The 21293-nt window shown below is 33.4% G+C and carries 19 protein-coding genes, 2 tRNA genes and 3 rRNA genes (1 of these 24 only partly in view); 23 read left to right on the top strand and 1 reads right to left on the bottom strand.

From position 1 onward, the window contains the following. The 23 genes from QML81_RS03010 to QML81_RS02900 form a co-directional block, all read left to right on the top strand. Positions 1–403, top strand: a 16S ribosomal RNA gene (locus QML81_RS03010) (it extends 1131 nt beyond the left edge of the window). Positions 404–641: 238 nt separating this feature from the next. Continuing rightward, a tRNA-Ile gene (locus QML81_RS03005) sits at positions 642–718 on the top strand. A gap of 93 nt (positions 719–811) precedes the next feature. Further along, positions 812–887: transfer RNA gene (locus QML81_RS03000), tRNA-Ala, on the top strand. 240 nt (positions 888–1127) lie between these two features. After that, positions 1128–4064, top strand: a 23S ribosomal RNA gene (locus tag QML81_RS02995). A gap of 154 nt (positions 4065–4218) precedes the next feature. Next, positions 4219–4334: ribosomal RNA gene (gene rrf / locus QML81_RS02990) — 5S ribosomal RNA — on the top strand. The 16S, 23S and 5S rRNA genes sit together here with 2 tRNA genes alongside, the layout of an rRNA operon. Before the next feature lie 263 nt (positions 4335–4597). Beyond that, entirely contained in the window at positions 4598–4921 is a 324-nt protein-coding gene (locus QML81_RS02985; protein ID WP_281951714.1) for a cytochrome C, read from the top strand. Between the two features lie 163 nt (positions 4922–5084). Next, complete coding sequence (locus QML81_RS02980; RefSeq protein ID WP_281951713.1) at positions 5085–6668, top strand: DUF3373 family protein; 1584 nt, start codon at positions 5085–5087, stop codon at positions 6666–6668. A 100-nt stretch (positions 6669–6768) separates the two neighbouring features. Then, positions 6769–7875 (top strand): hypothetical protein, encoded by a 1107-nt coding sequence (locus QML81_RS02975; RefSeq protein WP_281951712.1) that lies wholly within the window; start codon positions 6769–6771, stop codon positions 7873–7875. Continuing rightward, positions 7872–8528, top strand: a complete 657-nt coding sequence (locus tag QML81_RS02970) for a response regulator transcription factor (RefSeq protein ID WP_281951711.1) — start codon at positions 7872–7874, stop codon at positions 8526–8528. Before QML81_RS02975 ends, QML81_RS02970 begins: the two co-directional genes overlap by 4 nt. After that, positions 8518–9681, top strand: coding sequence for a sensor histidine kinase (locus QML81_RS02965; protein ID WP_281951710.1), 1164 nt, complete (start codon positions 8518–8520; stop codon positions 9679–9681). The genes QML81_RS02970 and QML81_RS02965 overlap by 11 nt, the downstream gene beginning before the upstream one ends. Positions 9682–9768: 87 nt before the next feature. Then, positions 9769–10317 carry a sulfur oxidation c-type cytochrome SoxX gene (gene soxX / locus QML81_RS02960; protein ID WP_281951709.1) on the top strand — a complete coding sequence of 183 codons (549 nt, stop codon included), beginning with the start codon at positions 9769–9771 and terminating at the stop codon, positions 10315–10317. A gap of 10 nt (positions 10318–10327) precedes the next feature. Continuing rightward, positions 10328–10798 (top strand): thiosulfate oxidation carrier protein SoxY, encoded by a 471-nt coding sequence (gene soxY / locus QML81_RS02955; protein ID WP_281951708.1) that lies wholly within the window; start codon positions 10328–10330, stop codon positions 10796–10798. 43 nt (positions 10799–10841) lie between these two features. Beyond that, complete coding sequence (gene soxZ / locus QML81_RS02950) at positions 10842–11177, top strand: thiosulfate oxidation carrier complex protein SoxZ (RefSeq protein ID WP_281951707.1); 336 nt, start codon at positions 10842–10844, stop codon at positions 11175–11177. Between the two features lie 3 nt (positions 11178–11180). After that, a complete protein-coding gene (soxA, locus tag QML81_RS02945) occupies positions 11181–11960 on the top strand; it encodes a sulfur oxidation c-type cytochrome SoxA (protein ID WP_281951706.1) in 780 nt (259 codons plus the stop codon). A gap of 10 nt (positions 11961–11970) precedes the next feature. After that, positions 11971–13731: a thiosulfohydrolase SoxB gene (gene soxB, locus QML81_RS02940; protein WP_281951705.1), complete on the top strand. Its 1761-nt coding sequence runs from the start codon at positions 11971–11973 to the stop codon at positions 13729–13731. 95 nt (positions 13732–13826) lie between these two features. After that, the gene (locus QML81_RS02935; RefSeq protein WP_281951704.1) at positions 13827–15311 is read left to right on the top strand and encodes an OprD family outer membrane porin; all 1485 of its coding nucleotides are present in this window, start codon (positions 13827–13829) and stop codon (positions 15309–15311) included. Between the two features lie 8 nt (positions 15312–15319). Further along, on the top strand, positions 15320–16213 hold the full coding sequence (locus QML81_RS02930; RefSeq protein WP_281951703.1) for an MBL fold metallo-hydrolase: 894 nt from the start codon (positions 15320–15322) through the stop codon (positions 16211–16213). Beyond that, positions 16210–16596 (top strand): thioredoxin family protein, encoded by a 387-nt coding sequence (locus tag QML81_RS02925; protein WP_281951702.1) that lies wholly within the window; start codon positions 16210–16212, stop codon positions 16594–16596. The genes QML81_RS02930 and QML81_RS02925 overlap by 4 nt, the downstream gene beginning before the upstream one ends. Continuing rightward, positions 16593–17024: a DsrE family protein gene (locus QML81_RS02920; RefSeq protein WP_281951701.1), complete on the top strand. Its 432-nt coding sequence runs from the start codon at positions 16593–16595 to the stop codon at positions 17022–17024. The genes QML81_RS02925 and QML81_RS02920 overlap by 4 nt, the downstream gene beginning before the upstream one ends. Before the next feature lie 12 nt (positions 17025–17036). Continuing rightward, positions 17037–17945, top strand: a complete 909-nt coding sequence (locus QML81_RS02915) for a DUF302 domain-containing protein (RefSeq protein ID WP_281951700.1) — start codon at positions 17037–17039, stop codon at positions 17943–17945. Between the two features lie 74 nt (positions 17946–18019). Continuing rightward, positions 18020–18760 carry a molybdate ABC transporter substrate-binding protein gene (gene modA / locus QML81_RS02910; protein WP_281951699.1) on the top strand — a complete coding sequence of 247 codons (741 nt, stop codon included), beginning with the start codon at positions 18020–18022 and terminating at the stop codon, positions 18758–18760. After that, on the top strand, positions 18753–19442 hold the full coding sequence (modB, locus tag QML81_RS02905) for a molybdate ABC transporter permease subunit (RefSeq protein WP_281951698.1): 690 nt from the start codon (positions 18753–18755) through the stop codon (positions 19440–19442). Before modA ends, modB begins: the two co-directional genes overlap by 8 nt. A gap of 8 nt (positions 19443–19450) precedes the next feature. Further along, entirely contained in the window at positions 19451–20257 is an 807-nt protein-coding gene (locus tag QML81_RS02900; protein ID WP_281951697.1) for a sulfate/molybdate ABC transporter ATP-binding protein, read from the top strand. A gap of 2 nt (positions 20258–20259) precedes the next feature. On the opposite strand, the gene QML81_RS02895 is transcribed toward QML81_RS02900, so the two are convergent. Next, on the bottom strand, positions 20260–21291 hold the full coding sequence (locus QML81_RS02895) for an Mrp/NBP35 family ATP-binding protein (protein ID WP_281951696.1): 1032 nt from the start codon (positions 21289–21291) through the stop codon (positions 20260–20262). Between the last annotated feature and the right edge of the window lie 2 nt (positions 21292–21293).

Below are 21293 nucleotides of genomic sequence, written 5' to 3'. Positions count from 1 at the left end.
GGGCACTCTAGAGGGACTGCCCGGGCAACCGGGAGGAAGGTGAGGACGACGTCAAGTCATCATGGCCCTTATGTCCAGGGCGACACACGTGCTACAATGGCGCGTACAGAGAGAGGCGATACCGTGAGGTGGAGCAAATCTCTAAAGCGCGTCCCAGTTCGGATTGCAGTCTGCAACTCGACTGCATGAAGTCGGAATCGCTAGTAATCGCGGATCAGCCATGCCGCGGTGAATACGTTCCCGGGTCTTGTACTCACCGCCCGTCACACCATGGGAGTTGAGCTCACCCGAAGCCGGGAAGCCAACTGTTTATCAGGGGCTACCGTCCACGGTGGGCTCAGCGACTGGGGTGAAGTCGTAACAAGGTAACCGTAGGAGAACCTGCGGTTGGATCACCTCCTTTCTAGAGAGTACGATCTAAAGATTAGATTCTTTGGATTACAAAGGCTCAAAGGAAGAGTACTCTATATTTGTCTAGTTTTGAGAGATCAAGGGTTCTTTAACAATATGAGATGGTGGAGAGAGCTAAGATAGAGACCCTTATCAGGGGTGTGATTTATAGTCGTTAGTCAATAGTCGATAGTCGTCAGTTTAAAAACTAATGACTAATGACTAACGACTATAGACTAATGACTAACAGAGGGCCTGTAGCTCAGGTGGTTAGAGCGCACCCCTGATAAGGGTGAGGTCAGAGGTTCAAGTCCTCTCAGGCCCACCATGTTGAGAGAGTCTTGCACAAACTCTTTCACTTACGTACTACAAGGTACGCTACGCAAAAGAGTTTGCACAATTCACTACTCAACCGAGATATGGGGTCTTAGCTCAGCTGGGAGAGCGCCTGCCTTGCACGCAGGAGGTCACCGGTTCGATCCCGGTAGACTCCACCATATTTGGTAATTAGTAATTGGTTATTAGTTATTAGTAAAAAAACAAAAAAAACCAATAACTAATACACTAATATACCAATAACAAAAGTCTAAGTTAAGCTCTTGTAGAAGAGTTTAACTTAGACTTTGTAAGTCTAAAGGTTATTTGACAATCCATTGTTTATAGTCTAAAAGGTAAAGATACAATTGAAGCTTTACTCAATAAAGTATTTGAGTAAGGCGGCAGTGCGCTTTAGAAGTAGGTAAGCTACAAAGGGCGTACGGTGGATGCCTAGGGTGACAGAGGCGATGAAGGACGTGCTAGGCTGCGAAAAGCCTCGGGGAGCTGCCAAGAAGCTTTGATCCGGGGATTTCCGAATGGGGCAACCCGGCTGACAGAGATGTCAGTCACCTCACTTAGGTGAGGGGCGAACCTGGGGAAGTGAAACATCTCAGTACCCAGAGGAGAAGAAATCAACAGAGATTCCCTTAGTAGCGGCGAGCGAACGGGGAGTAGGGCAAACCGCTAGCTTGCTAGCGGGGTTGTAGGGCTCCCATCAAGGTACCACGAAGGTTAGCAGAAGTGTCTGGAAAGGCACACCAAAGAGGGTGATAGTCCCGTATGCGAAAACCCTAGTGGGCCTGGGATGTCCCTGAGTAGGTCGGGACACGTGTTATCCTGACTGAAGCTGGGAGGACCACCTTCCAACCCTAAATACTCCTGTCACACCGATAGTGCACAAGTACCGTGAGGGAAAGGTGAAAAGAACCCCAGTGAGGGGAGTGAAATAGAACCTGAAACCGTATGCCTACAATCATTCGGAGCCCTATGAGCGTAAGCTCAGGGTGACGGACTGCCTTTTGCATAATGAGCCTGCGAGTTGTGGTATCTGGCGAGGTTAACCGAACGGGAAGCCGTAGCGAAAGCGAGTCTGAAAAGGGCGAAAGAGTCAGATGCTGCAGACCCGAAGCCAAGTGATCTATCCATGGCCAGGCTGAAGGTGGGGTAAGACCCACTGGAGGGCCGAACCGGTGGAGGTTGAAAACTCTTCGGATGAGCTGTGGATAGGGGTGAAAGGCCAAACAAACTTGGTGATAGCTGGTTCTCTCCGAAATATATTTAGGTATAGCCTCAGGTAGTAGCTATAGGGGGTAGAGCACTGATAGGGCTAGGGCTGCTCACCGCGGTACCAAACCCTGTCAAACTTCGAATACCTATAGTGTAAGCCTGGGAGTCAGGCGTAGGGTGATAAAATCCTATGTCGAGAGGGGAACAACCCAGACTACCGACTAAGGTCCCAAAGTTGTGACTAAGTGGAAAACGATGTGGGGCTGCTTAGACAACCAGGAGGTTGGCTTAGAAGCAGCCATCCTTTAAAGAAAGCGTAACAGCTCACTGGTCTAGCGGCCCTGCGCGGAAAATATAACGGGGCTAAGTCACACACCGAAGTCGTAGGTTCTCTCTGGTGAGAGAGCGGTAGGAGAGCGTTCTTGTCGGCGTTGAAGCTGTACCGGTAAGGAGCAGTGGAGCGGCAAGAAGTGAGCATGCAGGCATGAGTAGCGATAAAACAGGTGAGAATCCTGTTCGCCGAAAGCCCAAGGTTTCCTACGCGATGCTCGTCAACGTAGGGTTAGTCGGGTCCTAAGCCGAGTCCGAGAGGGGTAGGCGATGGGAAATCGGTTAATATTCCGATACCTACTTTACACAAGGCGATGGGGTGACGCTTAGGGCTAGCCGAGGTCACTGATGGAGTAGTGGCTCGAAGGGTGTAGGGTGCACAGTAGGAAAATCCGCTGTGCGAGTACCCGAGACCTGACAGGCTCTCAAAGCCCTTCGGGGCGGCGGGAGAATCGGTGATGCCGTCGAGCCGAGAAAAACCTCTAAGCCGTTTGAGTGTAAGGTAGCCCGTACCGTAAACCGACACAGGTGGGCGAGATGAGTATTCTAAGGCGCGTGGAAGAACCCTGGTTAAGGAACTCTGCAAGCTGGCACCGTATCTTCGGTATAAGGTGTGCCCATAGTAGGTGAAGGTCTTCGCGACTGGAGCCGAGGTGGGTCGCAGCGAAGCGCTCCATCCGACTGTTTATCAAAAACACAGCACTCTGCTAACTCGTAAGAGGATGTATAGGGTGTGACGCCTGCCCGGTGCCGGAAGGTTAAGGGGATCCATTAGCTCTTCGGAGCGAAGTGGTGAACCGAAGCCCCGGTAAACGGCGGCCGTAACTATAACGGTCCTAAGGTAGCGAAATTCCTTGTCGGTTAAATACCGACCTGCATGAATGGCGTAACGAGATGGGGGCTGTCTCGACCAGGGATCCAGTGAAATTGTAGTGGAGGTGAAAATTCCTCCTACCCGCGGAAAGACGGAAAGACCCCGTGGACCTTTACTACAGCTTGACACTGCCATCGGGATGAGGATGTGCAGGATAGGTGGGAGGCTGAGAAGCCTGGGCGCCAGCTCAGGTGGAGCCGTCCTTGAGATACCACCCTTCCTCATTCTGGTGGCTAACTTGCCACAGTTATCCTGTGGGAGGACAATGTCTGGCGGGTAGTTTGACTGGGGCGGTCGCCTCCTAAAGAGTAACGGAGGCTTACAAAGGTTGGCTCAAAGCGGTTGGAAATCGCTTGGAGAGTATAAAGGCATAAGCCAGCCTGACTGTGAGAGAGACAACTCGAGCAGAGACGAAAGTCGGTCTTAGTGATCCGGTGGTTCTGAGTGGAAGGGCCATCGCTCAAAGGATAAAAGGTACCCCGGGGATAACAGGCTGATCTCCCCCAAGAGCTCACATCGACGGGGAGGTTTGGCACCTCGATGTCGGCTCATCGCATCCTGGGGCTGGAGCAGGTCCCAAGGGTATGGCTGTTCGCCATTTAAAGCGGTACGCGAGCTGGGTTCAGAACGTCGTGAGACAGTTCGGTCCCTATCTTCCGTGGGCGTAGGAAGGCTGAGGAGAGCTGACCCTAGTACGAGAGGACCGGGTTGGACGTGCCACTGGTGTACCAGTTGTTCTGCCAAGAGCACCGCTGGGTAGCTATGCACGGAACGGATAACCGCTGAAAGCATCTAAGCGGGAAGCCGACTCCAAGATGAGCCTTCCCTGAAGGACGGTGGAAGACTACCACCTTGATAGGCTGGGTGTGTAAGCCCTGTAAGGGGTTTAGCTGACCAGTACTAATAGTCCGTTTGGCTTACCAATAAAAAAGCACTGCCGCCTTACTGAGATACTTTATTAAATTTTAGACTATAAACAATGGATTTGTTCTTTAAAATTGGTGTATAAGTTAAAAATGTTGAATGGTAAATAACTGACAAGAGAATTGAGTCTTTTTCGAAAGATTTACTTCTCTTGTCCTGGTGCCTATAGAGCGGAGGAAACGCCCAGCTCCATTTCGAACCTGGAAGCTAAGCTCCGCATCGCTGATGATACTGCAGCCTCCGGCTGTGGAAAAGTAGGTCGGCGCCAGGCAAGAAATGATTTAAGTTTACTAGTTAAGAACTTAGTTTTCTTCAGCTATTACTTCAACCTTCCTTCAATATTAATAAAAATGATTTTTTTCTAATATTCTCATTAATATTCTAGTAACCTATAACTTCTCTTGAAAATAAATAATAATAACTAGTTACAAAATTACAAACATATAAATATATTTTTTAATCAAAAAAATATTTTTACTTTTTTTTTATTTTGTATAGGATAGAATTTATAGAAATTTATTTTAAGGAGAAAGTATGAAAAAATTTATGGCAGTTGTTTTTGCAGCAATGCTTGGACTTAGCTTTGTAAGTACAGCAGCATTTGCAGATGTTGCAAAAGGACAAAAGCTTTATCAAAAAAAGCTAAAGAAAGCTTGTGGATTTACTGGAGCAAAATTTGCTGCTAAACATACACAAGAAGAGTGGGAAGAGATATATGAATCTGGTAAATTTAAAGAAGAGGTTCATAAAATCTGTCCTAAGGTAAAACCAGAATCTATTAAAGATAAATGGGTTAAACATCTATTTGATTTTTGTTACGAATATGCAAGTGATAGTGGCAACGTTCCAAGCTGCTAATAAAATATTATCAATTATAAAAGCCGATTTTTCGGCTTTTATAAAAACTTCTTATAATCTTCATTATCTCTCCAATTATAAATTTAAGTTATATTTAAAATCTTTTAATCTATAATGGAAACACCATTATTTGGAAACTTTTAATCTATCAAAGGAGTAAAATATGAAAAAGTTTATTGCAATATCTGCAATAGCAGCTATAGCGACGATGGGTTTTGCAAGTGAAGCTGACATAAAAGCAGAATTAGAGGCTTTAAAGAAAGAGGTTGAAGCTCTAAAAAAAGCTCAAGAAAAAATAAATGTAAAAGCACTTAAAAAACAGATAAGTGCATTAAAGGCTAAAACAGGTGGAGATAATCTAAAATGGAATGTTGATTTTAGAACAGCGTATGATGTTATAGGGTACAAATATACTAATGGAAAAACAGATTATAATCAAATTCTAACAAATAGACTTTGGCTTGGAATGGCGTATGCACCAAAAGATAATATAGTATTTAAAGGATTACTAAGTTATTATAAAGCTTATGGGCAAATGACAAATACTTTTGGAGCAAATTTTAACTATTTTGATTGGATAGTAAATGAAACTCCAAATCCAAATGGTGAACTAAGAGTAAAAGAGGCTTATTGGCTATATTTTGGAGATAACTTCTTAGGTGCTGATATACCATGGACAGCAAGTTTTGGTAGACGTCCTGCTACAGATGGATTGCTTGCGAGTTATAGAGAAGATCAAAAACCAAAATCTCCTCTTGGACATATCATAAATACAGAGTTTGATGGAGCAAGCTTTAAATTTAATCTTGAAAATGTTACAGATGTTCCTGGAATGTATTTTAAACTCTGTATGGGTAGAGGTATGACAAATGCAAATATAAGATATGCAAGTATAACTCCAGGTTTTGTTTATGGAAGTGCTAATACAAGTAGGGCTGACTTAGCAATTTCGGGTAGCGGGTCTGAATATACAAAAGTAGATGATTTTAAATCTACTGACTTAGCTGGGTTTATATTTGTTCCATATGATGATGGACAATATTCTGTACATACAACAGCATTTAAAGCATGGGAATTACCAGGAATTGTATTTAGTGGCTATATGGATTTAAATGGTAATAATCAGCATGATCCAAATGAACCATCTGCAGGTAATTTTGAACAAGTTGGAGATATGTATGGAGCTGCTATTAGCCTTTTAGCTCAAGGTATAGGTGATGGAATAAATGATTTTCTTGATGATACAAATGCATTTATTAGTTTTGCATGGAGTAAAACAGATCCTAAATCAGATAAACAAATGTTGGGAATGTATGTGGATACTGATGGTGATAATAATCCTGATACCTTATTAGGTGCAGATTTTGGAGAATCAAAAAGTGGAACATCAATTTATGTAGGAACAAATTTCCCACTTGATGTTATTATGGATGGTGCAAGAATGGGCTTAGAATATAACCATGGAAGTAGATATTGGAGAAGTTTTACATATGCTGAGGATACACTTGCTGGAAGTAAACTTGCTGCACGTGGTGATGCATATGAAGCTTGGATAACAAAAGAGTTGATTGGAAAAACATTAACAGCTCAGTTAAGATATACATATATAAATTATAAATATACTGGAAGTAATGGATTCTTTGCAAATGGTGGTACACCAATAAAAGTAGAAGATGCAGAAGATATGGGTATGACTACAGTTGATAAAGCAAGTGATTTAAGATTCTATATCCGCTACAGATACTAAAAACAGGCCGCATTTAGCGGCTTGTTATACTTCGTTTTTCTTCTTTTTATAATTTAGATATAATAAAAATTAATAATAATAAAATTTATTTGAGGATAAATTGCGTAGTTTAAATATATTTAAAATATCTATTATTGCTATTATATTGCTAATTTTTACTTCTGCAGCTCTTTATTTAATATCAAAGAATATTAAAATGAGTAGATATGAAAAAGTTGCTGATGATATTGTTTCCTATTTTAGAAAAGAGATTGAAACTCAAAAATCAAATGCTCTTTCTTTAGCGATAGTTTTAGCAGAAAATGAAGCATTGAAAGAGGCTATGATAGATGATGATGAAGATAAAGGTTATGAGATTTTATCTTCTGCAATTTCTCAACTTCAAAAATATACTTTTACAAAAGATATAAGGGCTCAAGCTATTGCAAAGGATTTAACAATTTTTGCAAGAAGTTGGGATCAAAGTTTTGCTGGAATGCCATTAGAAGGCTTTAGAGCAGATTTATCAAGAATTAAAAAGATAAAAAAACCAAAAGTTTCTATTGAAACAGGAAGACTTCTTACTATAAAAGCAACAACTCCTATAAAAAAGGGAGCTAAAATACTTGGATATTTAGAAATTATTGGTTTTTTTGAGCCATTGACAGAGCATTTAAGAGATAAGGGAATAGAAACTTTTGTTTTAATGGATGCTAAATTTTTAAATATTGCAACTTTAATGAGAGAAAATCCTATTATAGATAATTATGTAGTTAGCAATAGAAATTATAATTTAAATATTTTACTAAAAATGAAAAAGTTAGATTTTGAAAAATTAAAACTTCAAAAAACAGTCTATCAAAATGGATATTTTTATATTTATGAGCCAATGTTAAATGGAGTAGGTGAGAAAATAGGAGCATTTGTTTTGGTTTTACCAAAAGAGGTTTTAGAAAAATTTTCAAATAGCGGTGATATATCTTTTTTTATACAGTTTAATGAGAGAGATTTTTATAACATCGTGAATATTTGGGAAAATCCAAAAGGGCAGTATAAATCTGTATATGAAAAGGAATTGATAAATCTTCTTCCATCACTTCCATTTGAAGAGCAAAAAGATGTAGAAATCGAATTAAGAGAGCTTTTAAGAAACTATTCGAAAGATGAGCTTATAAATATAATATTAAAAGAAGCAAAAAAAGAGAAAAAAAGTGGAGTTATAAAGTGAGAATACTGCTTTTAGAAGATGAATACTCTTTAAGAATTAGTGTAGAAGAGTTTTTAGAAGATATAGGTTTTAAAGTGGATAGTTTCGAAAATTCTGATGATGCTATGGATGCTTTGTTTGAGAAAAATTACGATTTAATGCTCTTAGATGTAAAAGTTCCTGGTATGAATGGCTTTGAATTTTTAAAAACTTTAAGAGAGCATAATATTGAGATTCCCGCTATTTTTATAACTTCTATGACTCATGTAAATGATTTAGCACGTGGATTTGAGTGTGGATGTTGTGATTATATAAAAAAACCGTTTGATTTAAAAGAACTTCAAATAAGAGTTGAAAATGCCTTAAAAAGGGAATGTTTTAAAGCAAATAAAGATGAGATTACTCTTCCAGATGGATATATATATGATACTAAAAAATTTATTTTAAAAAAAGACAATATAGAGGTACCTTTAACAAAAACAGAAAAAAGAATTTTGGAAGTATTAATTAAACATAGAGGAAATGTTGTAACAATGGAACAATTCCAAGAAGAGGTATGGGGAGAATATAAGGATTTAGCAAATGTTAGAGTACAGATAAATAAATTAAGAAAAAAAGTATCTAAAGATCTAATCAAAAATATTCATGGGTTAGGATATAAAATTGACATATGATTCAAAAAAATACGCAATAAAATATGCAATTATTTATTCAATTTTTATAGCTACTGTTCTTTTTGTACCATTAGTTATATATACTAAACTAATGCTTAATATTAATGAAGCAAAAACAGAGATTGAATTAAAAAAAGATGCTTATAAAATAATTTCTGCAATGGATGAATTTAATCCAAAAGAGAGTGAGGTATTTTATTATCCAAGATATAAATCTTTTGAATCTGGAATTTATGATAAAAATTTTAAATCAATATTTACATTAATAAAATTTGTTCCAAATAGCTATTCTCTAGGATACCATAAACAGAAAAATTATAGATATTTTATTATGAAATTGCCAGATGAGATCTATTTTGAAAGTAAATATTTGGTTGTTGCAAAAAAATATAATCCTTGGTCTATATATAAAATGTTTATTATTGTTTCAATCGGAATACTTTTTATATTATTTATATTTTCTTATGTAATATTGAAAAACTTTTCAAAACCTTTCACAGAACTAAATAGAAAACTTGATAATTTTATAAAAGATTCTATGCATGAGATAAATACGCCTCTTAGTATAATTAATGTAAATGTTGATCTTTTTACAAGAAAATTTGGAGAAAATAGATATTTAGAAAGGATAAAAGCTGCAGCAAAAACATTAGCAAGTATATATAATGATATGGATTATTTAATCAAAAAGGATAAGATAAATTATGAAAAAGAAAATATTGATTTTAGTAAATTTTTAAAAGAGAGAGTAGAATATTTTAAAGAGATAGCTGCTTTAAGGGATATTAAAATATATACTCATATTAAAAAAGATATATATTTAAATTTTAATAAAACAAAACTTCAAAGAATAGTTGATAATACTCTTTCAAATGCAATTAAATACTCAAAAGAGCATTCTAAAATAGAGGTTTTTTTGAAAGAGGATAATGAGCATATTATTTTGAATATAAAAGATTATGGTATTGGAATAAATAATCCTAATAAAATTTTTGATAGATATTATAGAGAAAATTTAACTAAAGGAGGTTTTGGTATAGGTCTTAATATTGTAAAAAATATTATAGATAAAGAAAGAGTAAAACTTCGCATAATCTCAAAGCCACAATTTGGAAGCAGCTTCATTTATTTCTTCCCTAAAAATCTTTCATAAATAAGATTTATCATTTCAAGCAGAAAAATTTACAAAAAATTTACATTTCGTTGTTACTATTTCCTTATCAATAGATAAGGAGCAGATATGAAAAAGAGATATATCTTAGCCGGAGCTGTTTTTGCTTTTAGTGTTTCTTCTCTTTTTGGAGTAGATCTTAAAAGTGCAGTAGAATCACCTGATGCAACTAAAATACTTCAAAAAGACAAACTTAAGCCTCCAAAGAGGTATAAAATGCCAAAAAATTGTATTACAAAAGATCCTTTGGCAATTGCAAGAGGTAAATATATTTTTCATAATTTAAATGGGAAAAAAGCCAAAACAAAACCGCCAAAAGGTTTGCCCAAGTTTATAACTGTAAATGGAAAGAAAAAGCCTAAGCAATATGGAAATTGTGTAGCTTGTCACAATATAGAAGGTGCTAAAGGTCCAGGAAATATAGGTCCAGATTTAACCAATTATAAAAAGCATTTTATAGATACAGGTGCAAGAGATTACAGGTATGTTTTTCAAAAAATAGCAGATGCAAGGATAGATAATCCTAAAACTCATATGACAATCAATCTAACAACTGGTCTTTTTAATAAAAAAGAGATATGTGAGATAGTCTCATATGTGGTTTCTGAAAAAAAATAAAGGAGAAATTATGAAAAGAAGAAGTTTTTTAAAAAGTTTTGCTGCAATTCCAGCAGTAGCTGCAATGGGTACTTTAGGAACAACACAGCTTTTGGCAAAAGAGAATAAAAAACCAAAAGGTAAAAATGCAATAAGCTACAAAAAAGCGTTAGAAGTAGTTACTGGTGGAAAAGGCGCCAAAGATAGTGAAAAAGTTAATTTGACAGTTCCAGAAATAGCTGAAAATGGGGCTGTTGTACCGGTTAAAATAAATGTGGATTTTCCAATTGAAGAGGTAAAATCGTTACATATATTGACAACTAAGAACTCTAATGCAAGATGTGCCGATATATTTTTAACACCTAAAAATGGTAAAGCATATTTTGCAACAAGAATAAAACTTGGAGGTACGCAAGAAGTAGTAGCAGTAGCAGCCTTGAAAAATGGAACATTTATAAAAGCTCATAAAAAAGTAAAAGTTACAATTGGTGGTTGTGGATAATTTATCAATAGTTGATATATAAGAAAAAGAGAAAGGATTAAAAATGGCAAAAAGAAAATCTATTATAAAAATAAAACCAAGAAAATATAAGGTTGGAGATATAGTAAAGGTGGATTTTATAGTGATTCATCCAATGGAAACAGGTATGAGAAAAGATAAAAAGAGTGGGAAAATAATTCCAGCTCACTATATTGATGAAGTGAAATTCTATTTTAATGATGAACTTATTACAAATCTCATAGTTTGGGAGACTGTTTCAACAAATCCTTATTTTTCTATAAACATGAAAGTTGAAGGCCCAGGAGTTATAAAAGTTGTCTATAAAGATAACAAAGGAGAAGTTAACGAAAAAAGCAAAAAAGTTAAGCCAAAAGGATAAAAGATGAAAAAAAGAATATTATTAGGAGCATTAGGTTTAGTTCTTGTTTTTTCATCACCTTTAGTGGCTGATGAAAAATTAAGTATGAGTCCAGAAGATAGAGCACTTTATGAAGAGATGTTAGAAAACAATCCAGCAGATATCTATGTTGAAGAAGGCTCTGAGCTCTTAGAAGAGTATATTGGTGGAGAAGCTGGACTTGCTAAATTTTTAGGAGTTAGTGAAGATGAGCTTCCAAAATATTTAGCAGGTTTCCCAAGATATATAAAAAAGATAGGTATGGTTGTGGCAATTGATCAGATGTTACAAGCGGCAATGTATGCAAATGGTAAAAAACCTTTTAAATTAAAATCGTCTCAGATGGATGCGATGGCTGCATATACAAAATCGATTGCAAATGGAGAGAAGATTAATATTGATATAAATGCAAATGAACATATGAAAGAGTATTATAAGCTTGGTAAAAAAGTATTTGAGATGAGAAGAGGTGGAAGAGGACTATCATGTTATAGCTGTCATAGTCCAGATATTGTAGGCATGAGACTTAGAATGCAGATTTTACCAGATCTTGGAGCACCTAAAGTAAAAGCTGCTGCAACTTGGCCAGCTTACAGAATGACAAAAGGAAAAATGTTTACATTGCAAAAAAGGTTTCAGCAGTGTATGAAAAATGCCCTTTTAGCAAAAATTCCTCTTGGATCAAAACATATGGTTGCATTAGAAGTTTATGTGACAAATATGGCAAAAGGACAAGAGATTCATATACCAGGTTTGAAGCGTTAAAGGAAAAAAAATGAATATTAACAGAAGAGATTTTTTACATATAGCAGCAGCACTTGGTCTTATTAGTTTAGGGGGCAAAAATTTATATGCTTCCAAAAAGGCTTCAGATTTAAGTGCATCAGATATAATGGATTTTGAAGAGAAGGGAAAAGTTACCCTTCTTCATATTTGTGATATGCATGCACATTTAAAGCCACTTTACTGGAGAGAACCTTCAACATTAATAAGTGCAAAAAATTTAGTGGGAACTCCTGGATTTTTATGTGGAAAAAGTTTTTTGAATTTTTATGGGATAGAGCCAAATTCATTAGAAGCATATTTTGATACATATCTAAATTTTGAAGAGCTTGCTAAAAAATTTGGGAAAATGGGTGGTATTGCTCATATAAAAACGATAGTAGATGAGATTAGAAGAGATAGAGGAAAAGATAATGTGTTGCTTCTTGATAGTGGTGATACATGGCAAGGAACAGCTGTTGCATTAAAAACAAAGGGAGAAGCAATCGTTGATGCCCAAAACTATCTTGGTGTTGATGTGATGGTTGGGCATTGGGAATTTACATATGGAAAAGAGAGAGTTGCAGAACTAATAGATAAGTTAAATGGAGAGTTTATCTCACAAAATATTGTAGATAATGATCCATTTAGTGATAATTTTGAAGAGCTCGTTTTTAAACCATATACTATTAAAGAGGTTGGAGGTGCAAAAATAGGAATAATTGGACAATCTTTTCCATTTACTTCAACTGCAAATCCTAAAAAATTTACTAAAGGGTGGAGTTTTGGTTTAAGGCTTGATTCTCTTCAAGGATATGTTGATGAACTTAGAAAAGAGAAAAAAGTAGATTGTGTAGTAGTTTTGAGTCATGATGGATTTAGTGTTGATCAAGAGGTTGCAAGAAGAGTAAACGGAATTGATTTTATACTAAGTGGTCATACTCATGACCCAGGTCCAAGGCCAATTACTATAAATGGCACAACTATTATAATTGCTGGAAGCCATGGAAAATTTGTTGGAAGACTTGATATTGATATTAAAAATAAAAGAGTAAAAGATTTTAGTTACAAACTTATACCGGTAGCTTCAAAACTTATAAAAGCTGATAAAAAAGGAATAGAACTGGTTGATAAATGGTATAAGCCATATAATAAAGAGTTAAACGAAATTCTTGGAAAAACAGAAGGAACTTTATATAAAAGAGATACATTCTATTCAACATTTGATGCATTAATTGGTGAGGCTATAAGAGATAAGATGGATAGTGAGATAGTATTTACACCTGGGTATAGATGGGGAACAACACTTTTACCTGGAGATGATATTTTAGTTGATAATGTTTATGAGATGACAGCTATTACATATCCTGAAGTTTATACATTTGAATTAAAAGGAGCAAAAATTGCTCAGCTTTTAGAAGATATTGCAGATAATGTTTTTAACTCAAATCCGCTATATCAACAAGGTGGTGATATGAGTAGGTTAACAGGTGTTAGTTATGATATAAAAATAGGTGCAAAAGCTGGACAAAGAATAAAAAATCTAAAAATAAATGGAAAAGATATAAATCCAAATAGAAATTATGTTATTAGTTCATGGGGAGGAAATCTTCAAAATGCTGGTTCAAATCTAAGAGAAGATAAGATTGAGCCTGTTTATAATATTGTTTCGGATTATATAAGGAAAAAAGGAACAGTAAATATTTCCAATAAATCAAATGTTAGGGTTGTTGATTTTGAGTGCGGTTGTCCAAGTAAAGGCGGAATATGTTAAACCGTGCCTTAGCAGCTCTCATTCTTACTCCTAAATAAAAAGCGCGCTAGGGCACATTAAAAAATAAATTTTTTATATTTATGAAAGGATTAAAAATGAAAAAAATAGCAACTTTAAGTTTAGCAGCAATTTTAGGGTTATCTTTTGCAGGAATGGAAGCAAATGCCAAAGAGAAAAGAGTTTTAAAAGGAAATATGACACTTAAATATAATGTGCTTCCAGGCGAAGCTAATAGTTTAGAAGAGATGTTTACAAAAGGTGAATTTTATGGAAGATTGAGACTTAATACATTTAAGTGGGATTGGGATAAAGAGTATACAGGAAAGACAAAAGATAATTGGGCTATGGGAATTGGTGGTAGTTTAGAGTATAAAAGTGCTTATTTCAAAGGATTTGGCATAACTGCTGCTTTATATACTTCTCAAAATCCTTGGCATATGGATGCTGAAGATGTAAGTTTTGTAAAAGCTGGTAAAGATACTTTTTCAAGATATAAAGTAAAAACTGATAATGGTTTTGGTATGACTGTACTTGCTCAAAGCTATCTTGAATATAAAAGAGATAAAACAAGCTTAAAAATTGGCCGCCAAATATTTGAGTCTCTTCTAACAAAAAGTAATGATACAAAGATGATACCAAATACATTTGAAGGTGTTAGCTTAGTTAGCAAATATTTTAGTGATACAACTGTAAAGCTTGCATATTTTACTAAACAAAAATTAAGAGACCATACAAGATTTCATGATGTTATAACATTTAAAGATGAAGATGGAGAAAGTTGGAATAATAATGATGATAGTGCAGTAAATAAAGCCCTTAGTTATGCAAACTTTGAGGCTGCAGGTAAAGATACAGATCATGAATTAATAGTAGCAGAACTTACAAATAAAAGTATAAAAAATTTAAAATGGATGATTAATTATACAACTGTTCCAGATGTTGTAGCTTTAGCTTCAATAGAGGCTCATTATAAGATTCCTATTGGAGATTATAACCTAATTCCTGGATTTAGATATATAAAGCAGATGGATAAAGGAGCAGATGAGCTTGGAGTTGCTGTAGCAAACCTAAAAGGAGATGCTACTGCTTATGATGATCCTAACAGTGTAGATAGCTCTTTAATTGCAGCAAGAGTTGATTTAAAAGCAAAAAATAAAATATGGTGGGCAAGAGTTGGTTATTCAAAAGTTGCAGATGATGCAGATATTATTGCTCCATGGAGAGGATTTCCAACTGGTGGTTTTACAAGAGCTATGGCTCAATATAACTGGTATGCAAACACAAAAACTTGGATGATTAGAGGAGTTTATGATTTTGATAAAGCTGGACTTGTATCAGGTCTAAAAGCAAGCCTTAGATATGCAATACAAGATTTTGATGATAAAAAGAAAGGGGTTCAAGCAGATAGCAATATAGTTCATTTGGATTTAATTGAAAAAGTAAAATCTATGCCTGGTCTTTATCTAAAATTTAGAATGGGGCTTGTAGATGGTGATGATAATACAAAAGATATTAACGGAAATTTGAAAAAAGATCCATCATATAATGAGTATAGATTTGAGATAAATTATCTATTCTAAGGAAAACAATGAGATTTTTTCTTATATTTTTAGTTTCAATTTATAGTTTGGCCGATATCTATAATTTAAAGCCTGTAAAAGTTGCCAAAGGAGTATATTGCTTCTTTGGCAAAAATGAGATTCCAAATCGTAAAAATTTGGGAAATATATCAAATAGTTGTTATATAGATGCAAAAGATTATTGGATTGTTTTTGATACAGGACCAAGCTATGATTATGCTAAAGAGAGTTTTGAAAAAATCTCTAAAATAAAGATGCAAAATGTAAAATTTGTCATAAATTCTCATGGGCATGATGATCATTTTTTGGGAAACATTTTTTTTATCAAAAAAGGTACAGTGATTTTAGCTAACAAGGATATATCAGAATATTTAAATAGAGCTTTAAGAATGCAAAGATATCTGCCAAAAAGTATACTAATTAAAAGTAAAGTAAAAGAACCAGATATTTTATTAAAAAAAGAGGCTTTTCTGAATACGCCAATAGGCACTATTAAACTTATATGTTTTAGTGCTCATACTAAAGGTGATGTGATAGCCTATATTCCAAAAAGAAAAGTGATTTTTGCTGGTGATATAGTTTTTAATGAGAGAGTACCATCTTTAAAAGATTCAGATATTTTTAACTGGATTAAAGCTTTAGAGTATATAAAATCATTAGATGCCAATTTTATAATTGGAGGTCATGGGAAAATTTATGGAAAAGATAGCTATAAAATGACCCTAAATTATTTGAAAGATTTAATAAAGCAGGTAAAAAAAGCGATAGAAAATGATATTGATTATGAAGAGGTAACAAAATATATTGATATGTCAAAATATAAAAATTTAGCTGGTTTTAAAGAGCTGAATAATTTAAATATTTTAAATGCTTATAGATATTTGGAATTGGAGATCGAATGAAAAAAATAGTTTTGTTTATATCTTTTACAATTTTTTTATTTGCAAATGATATGAAATGGTTTAAATTTGACAAGGCTTTAAATATTGCAAAAAATAGTAACAAAATAGTTATGATAAAGGCAATGAGCCAAGATTGTCATTACTGTATAGAGATGGAAAGAGATGTTTTAAATGATAAAGAAGTTATGAAAGAGATAAACAGATATTTTATTCCAGTTAAGATTGATATCTATAAAGATAATTTGCCAGTTGATATTAATGTATATTTAACTCCTACTTTTATATTTATAGATAAAAATAAAAAAGTGATCAAAAAGATACCTGGAGCTTGGCATAAAGAGGATTTTTTAAATATTTTAGATGAGGTAAGGAAGATTAAATGAGATTTATATTGTCTTTGCTTCTTTTTTTATCTTTTATTTTTGCTGAAACTGAATTTGCAGAGCCAAAACCAAGTATTGACAATCCAAGGAAGATTGTCTTTCCAATTACAAAAGGTGATGATGAATCGATAAATCATGTTTTAAGTTCTGCAAATAATGTTTTAAAGTTTTATGGTCCTGAAAATGTTCAAATGGCAATTATTTGCTATTCAAAAGGGATAAGAACACTTTTAAAAAAAGAGAAAAAAATAGCTGTAAGAGTTAGAAGTTTAATGACTTATGATGTTGAATTTATTGCATGTGGCAATACTATGAGAACAAAACATATAAAAAAAGAGGATTTAATTGATGGAGTAGAGATTGTCACAGCAGGAATTGTTGAACTTGTTGAAAGAGATCTAAAAGGTTGGATATATATTAGACCATAAAAAGGATGTGAAATGAAAAAAATAACTTTTTTATTAGCAATTATTCTTTCATTAATTTTTGCAAATGAAGAGATAATTATCTATAAATCAAAAGTAAATATTACTCCTCAAAAAATAGAGGAAATATTTATAAAAGAGGGTTATAGTGTACAGACAAATAGAGATATGAATGGACCATATAAAAAGCAGTTTGGCAAAAGTGAATTTGATATATACAATCTAATGACTGTATATTATCCAAAAATTACAAAAGAGCTTGTTTTAAAAGATGCAGATAGCGGTATATTTGCTCCATTTTCTATCGTTATTTGGAAGAAAAAAGAAAATAAATATATTCATATGGGAGTTTTAAGCGCAAAAGCAAAAGCTAAAATATTAGGATTTGATTTTGATGATAAACTGTTGGCAGAACTTGAGAAAAAAAATATAGAAACTATAAAAAAGGCTTTACCAAATGCAAAAAGAGTAAACCTATCTTATAAGCCAAAACCTATAAAAGAGAAATTAAAAACTAAGTATGTTTTTGAAGTTGCAGATGATGAAGCAATGGATACAAAAGATGAGCTGGAGATGATGATAGAAGATGGATTAAAGCCTATTGGGTTTGTTATGGCTAATTTTAATGATTACAATTATGATTTAAAAGAAGCTGGAATAAAAGATTTTATATTTTATGATACATATTCTCTATGCAAATTAAAAGTTATATACACTGTATCAAAAATAAGGCCTGAAGCTGGTGTTTTTGCTCCTTGTACAATGGCGATTTATCAAAAGAGAGGTACAAATAAAATGGTTATCGTTTTTCCAAATATATATAATTGGATATCTACTTTAAATATAAATGATGAAAATGCTATAAAAGAGCTTAAAAAAGCTCAAAAAGATATGATAAATGTGATAGAAAATTCTCTTCCATAAAAATTTTTAAGTATATTTTTATCTCTTTTCTCGTAATATTTTAAATTATATAACGAAATATGCGGGAAAAGAGTATGATTAAAAAAATTTTATCTATCTTACTATTTACTATATCTTTATTTGCAGAGAATTTAAAAGTAGCAGTTGCTGCAAATGTAAGTTATGCGATAGATGAGTTAAAAAATGAGTTTAATAAAGTTTACCCTAATATAAAAATAGATATAACGATAGGAAGTAGCGGAAAACTGGCTACTCAAATAAAAAATGGCGCTCCTTATGATCTTTTTTTATCTGCTGATATGTTTTATCCAAATATTTTATATAAAAAAAATATTGCTATATCTAAACCAAAAGTTTATGCTATTGGAAGAGTTGTGATATTTAGCAAAGATGCAGCAGATTTTTCAAAAGGTATATATATTGTTAAAAATAGTGATATAAAAAGTGTAGCGATAGCAAATCCAAAAACAGCTCCTTATGGAAAAGCAGCTTTTGAAGCATTGAAAAATGCAAAAATTTTAAATGATGTTAAAAGAAAATTGATCTATGCAGAATCTGTATCTCAGACATTAGCTTATGTTTTTAATGCTGCAGATTTAGGTTTTGTTTCAAAATCAGCTATGTATGCACCAAAAATGAAAAAATATAAAAAAAATGTAAACTGGATAGAAGTTGATAAAAATCTATATTCTCCTATAAAGCAGGGAGCTGTTATACTTAAAAATGCTAAAGAAAAAAGATATGCAAAAGATTTTTTAAATTTTATTATGAGTAAAAAAGCAAAAAATATTTTTAAAAAGTATGGATATGATTGATAAACTTTTAAGTATCGATTATGTTCCATTTATTCTTTCATTTAAATTGGCTTTTTTTACAACAACAATCCTTTTTATAATAGCTTTGCCATATTCATGGTTTTTATCTCAAACAAAATCAAAATTTAAACCTTTTCTTGAAGCTATATCTGCATTGCCTATCGTTTTACCACCTTCAGTTCTTGGATTTTATATTCTTTGGGCTTTATCTCCAAATCTTTTTATTGGAAGATTTTTCGAAAACTATTTTGATATCAAACTTGTTTTTAGTTTTGAAGGATTAATAGTTGCAAGCTGTTTATATAGTTTTCCTTTTATGGTTCAGCCTCTTCAAAGCGGATTTGAAAGTTTAAAAAAAAGTATGATAGAGGCTTCTTATATTGCTGGAAAGTCAAAGTTTGAGACACTATTAAGGGTTGCTCTCCCAAATATAAAGCCTTCATTGATTACTGCTATAATTGTTACTTTTGCACATACAGTTGGAGAGTTTGGAGTTGTTTTAATGGTTGGAGGAAGTATTCCAGGCGAGACAAAAGTTGCAAGTGTTGCAATATATGAGTTTGTTGAGATTATGGATTATGAAAATGCTCATATTTATAGTGCTATTATGGTTATTATAAGCTTTTTAGTTCTTTTAAGTGTTTATATATTTAATGCTAAGGCAAAATTGGCAAAAGTTTAGGAATATAAGTGATTGAGATAAATATAAAAAAGGATTTAAAAGATTTTTTACTCAATATTAATTTAGATATTAAAAATGGAGAGTTTTTAGCACTGCAAGGAAAAAGTGGTAGTGGAAAAACCACATTTTTTAGAATTTTGGCTGGTTTAGAAAAAGCTAAAGGTTCAATTGTTGTCAATGGTAAAGTATGGCAAGATAAAAATATATTTTTACCTCCCCAAAAAAGAGAGATTGGCTTTGTTTTTCAAGATTATGCTCTTTTTGAGAATATGACTGTTTTAGAAAATCTTCTTTTTGTAAAAAAAGATATAAAATTGGCAGAACATCTTTTAAAAGTTACAGAGTTAAATGATCTTAAAAATAGGTATCCTGCAAATTTAAGTGGAGGGCAAAAACAGAGAGTCTCACTTGCAAGAGCAATGATGAAAAAACCTAAAATTTTACTTTTAGATGAGCCATTGTCTGCTCTTGATATACAGATGAGATTAAAGCTTCAAAATGAGATAAGAGCTTTGCATGATGAGTTTGGAACTACAACGATAATGGTAAGCCATGATATTGCAGAAATTTATAAATTGGCAGATAAATTAGCAGTTATAGATAATGGAAAAATAGTTAAGATTGAGGATATAAAATCTTTAGCAAGTGAGGAAAATCTTTTTTTAGAGGGATATATTGTTGATATATTAGAAAAAGAGATAGTTTTATCTATAGGAAACCAGTTGATAAAAATTGAGAAAAAATTAAAAAATTTTAAAATTGGAGAGAGGATTAGAGTTTATGTGCCCAAAGAGGCTCTAATCCTCAATGAGTAATTTTATAAATTAAATTCAACATTTTTAAAAAGATTTTCTACGATATTTCTATAATAGTTTTTATGTTCAATCTCTCCCATAGCAACTGGAGGTGTTCCACTATCGCTAAACTCTCTTATTTTCATATCAAGTGGGATTTTTCCAAGGAAAGGGATATCATATCTAACTGCTAAACTCTCTCCAGCCCCATTTCCAAAAATATCATATCTTTTTTTTGTATCTGGAGCTATAAAATAGCTCATATTTTCAATTAATCCTCCAATTTTTACTTTGATATCTTTAAACATCATAATAGCTCTGCTTACATCATCTGCACTCACCATTTGAGGAGTTGTTACTAAAACTCCTGCCGTTATAGGTAGCTCTTGAGCCATGGTAAGCTGAATATCACCTGTTCCTGGAGGCATATCTATAACTAAAAAATCAAGTTCTCCCCAATCTACATCTTCTAAAAATTGAATCAATGCACTAACCGCAACAGAGCTTCTCCAAACAAGAGGAGTATCAGAGCTTGGTGTTGTAAGTCCAACACTCATAATCTTTATTCCAAAATTTTGACTTGGAATTATTTTATTGTTATCTCCCCATCTAAGCCTTTCATGATCAGTTTTTGTCATTCTTGGAACATCTGGTCCATAAACATCAGCATCAAGCAGACCTACTTTATATCCCTTTTGAGCTAATGCAATTGAAAGATTTACACTTACTGTGCTTTTTCCAACTCCCCCTTTACCGCTTGTTATAGCTATTATATTTTTTGCATAAGGGGCGCGATTGTTTGGTTTATGTGTTGAGCCATAATGGATATTTTTTTTAGGTTTTGTTTTTAATTTTACCTCAACACTAAACTCTTTTAAAATATCTTTTATGGCTCCTTCTATTATAGGAAAAGCTTCTTGATTTGCAATATTTAAAACAATCTCTAAATTTTTACCATTTTCTTTTATGCTATCAATGGTTTTTAATTCAACTATGTTTTTATCAAGTCCTGGATATTTTACAGATTCAAGTTTTTTTAATATATTTTTATTCATTT

Source organism: Nitrosophilus kaiyonis, from assembly GCF_027943725.1.
GTDB classification, from domain to species: domain Bacteria; phylum Campylobacterota; class Campylobacteria; order Campylobacterales; family Nitratiruptoraceae; genus Nitrosophilus_A; species Nitrosophilus_A kaiyonis.
The sequence above is the reverse complement of the archived record's forward strand: the minus strand, read 5'-3'. Positions and strand labels throughout refer to the sequence as shown.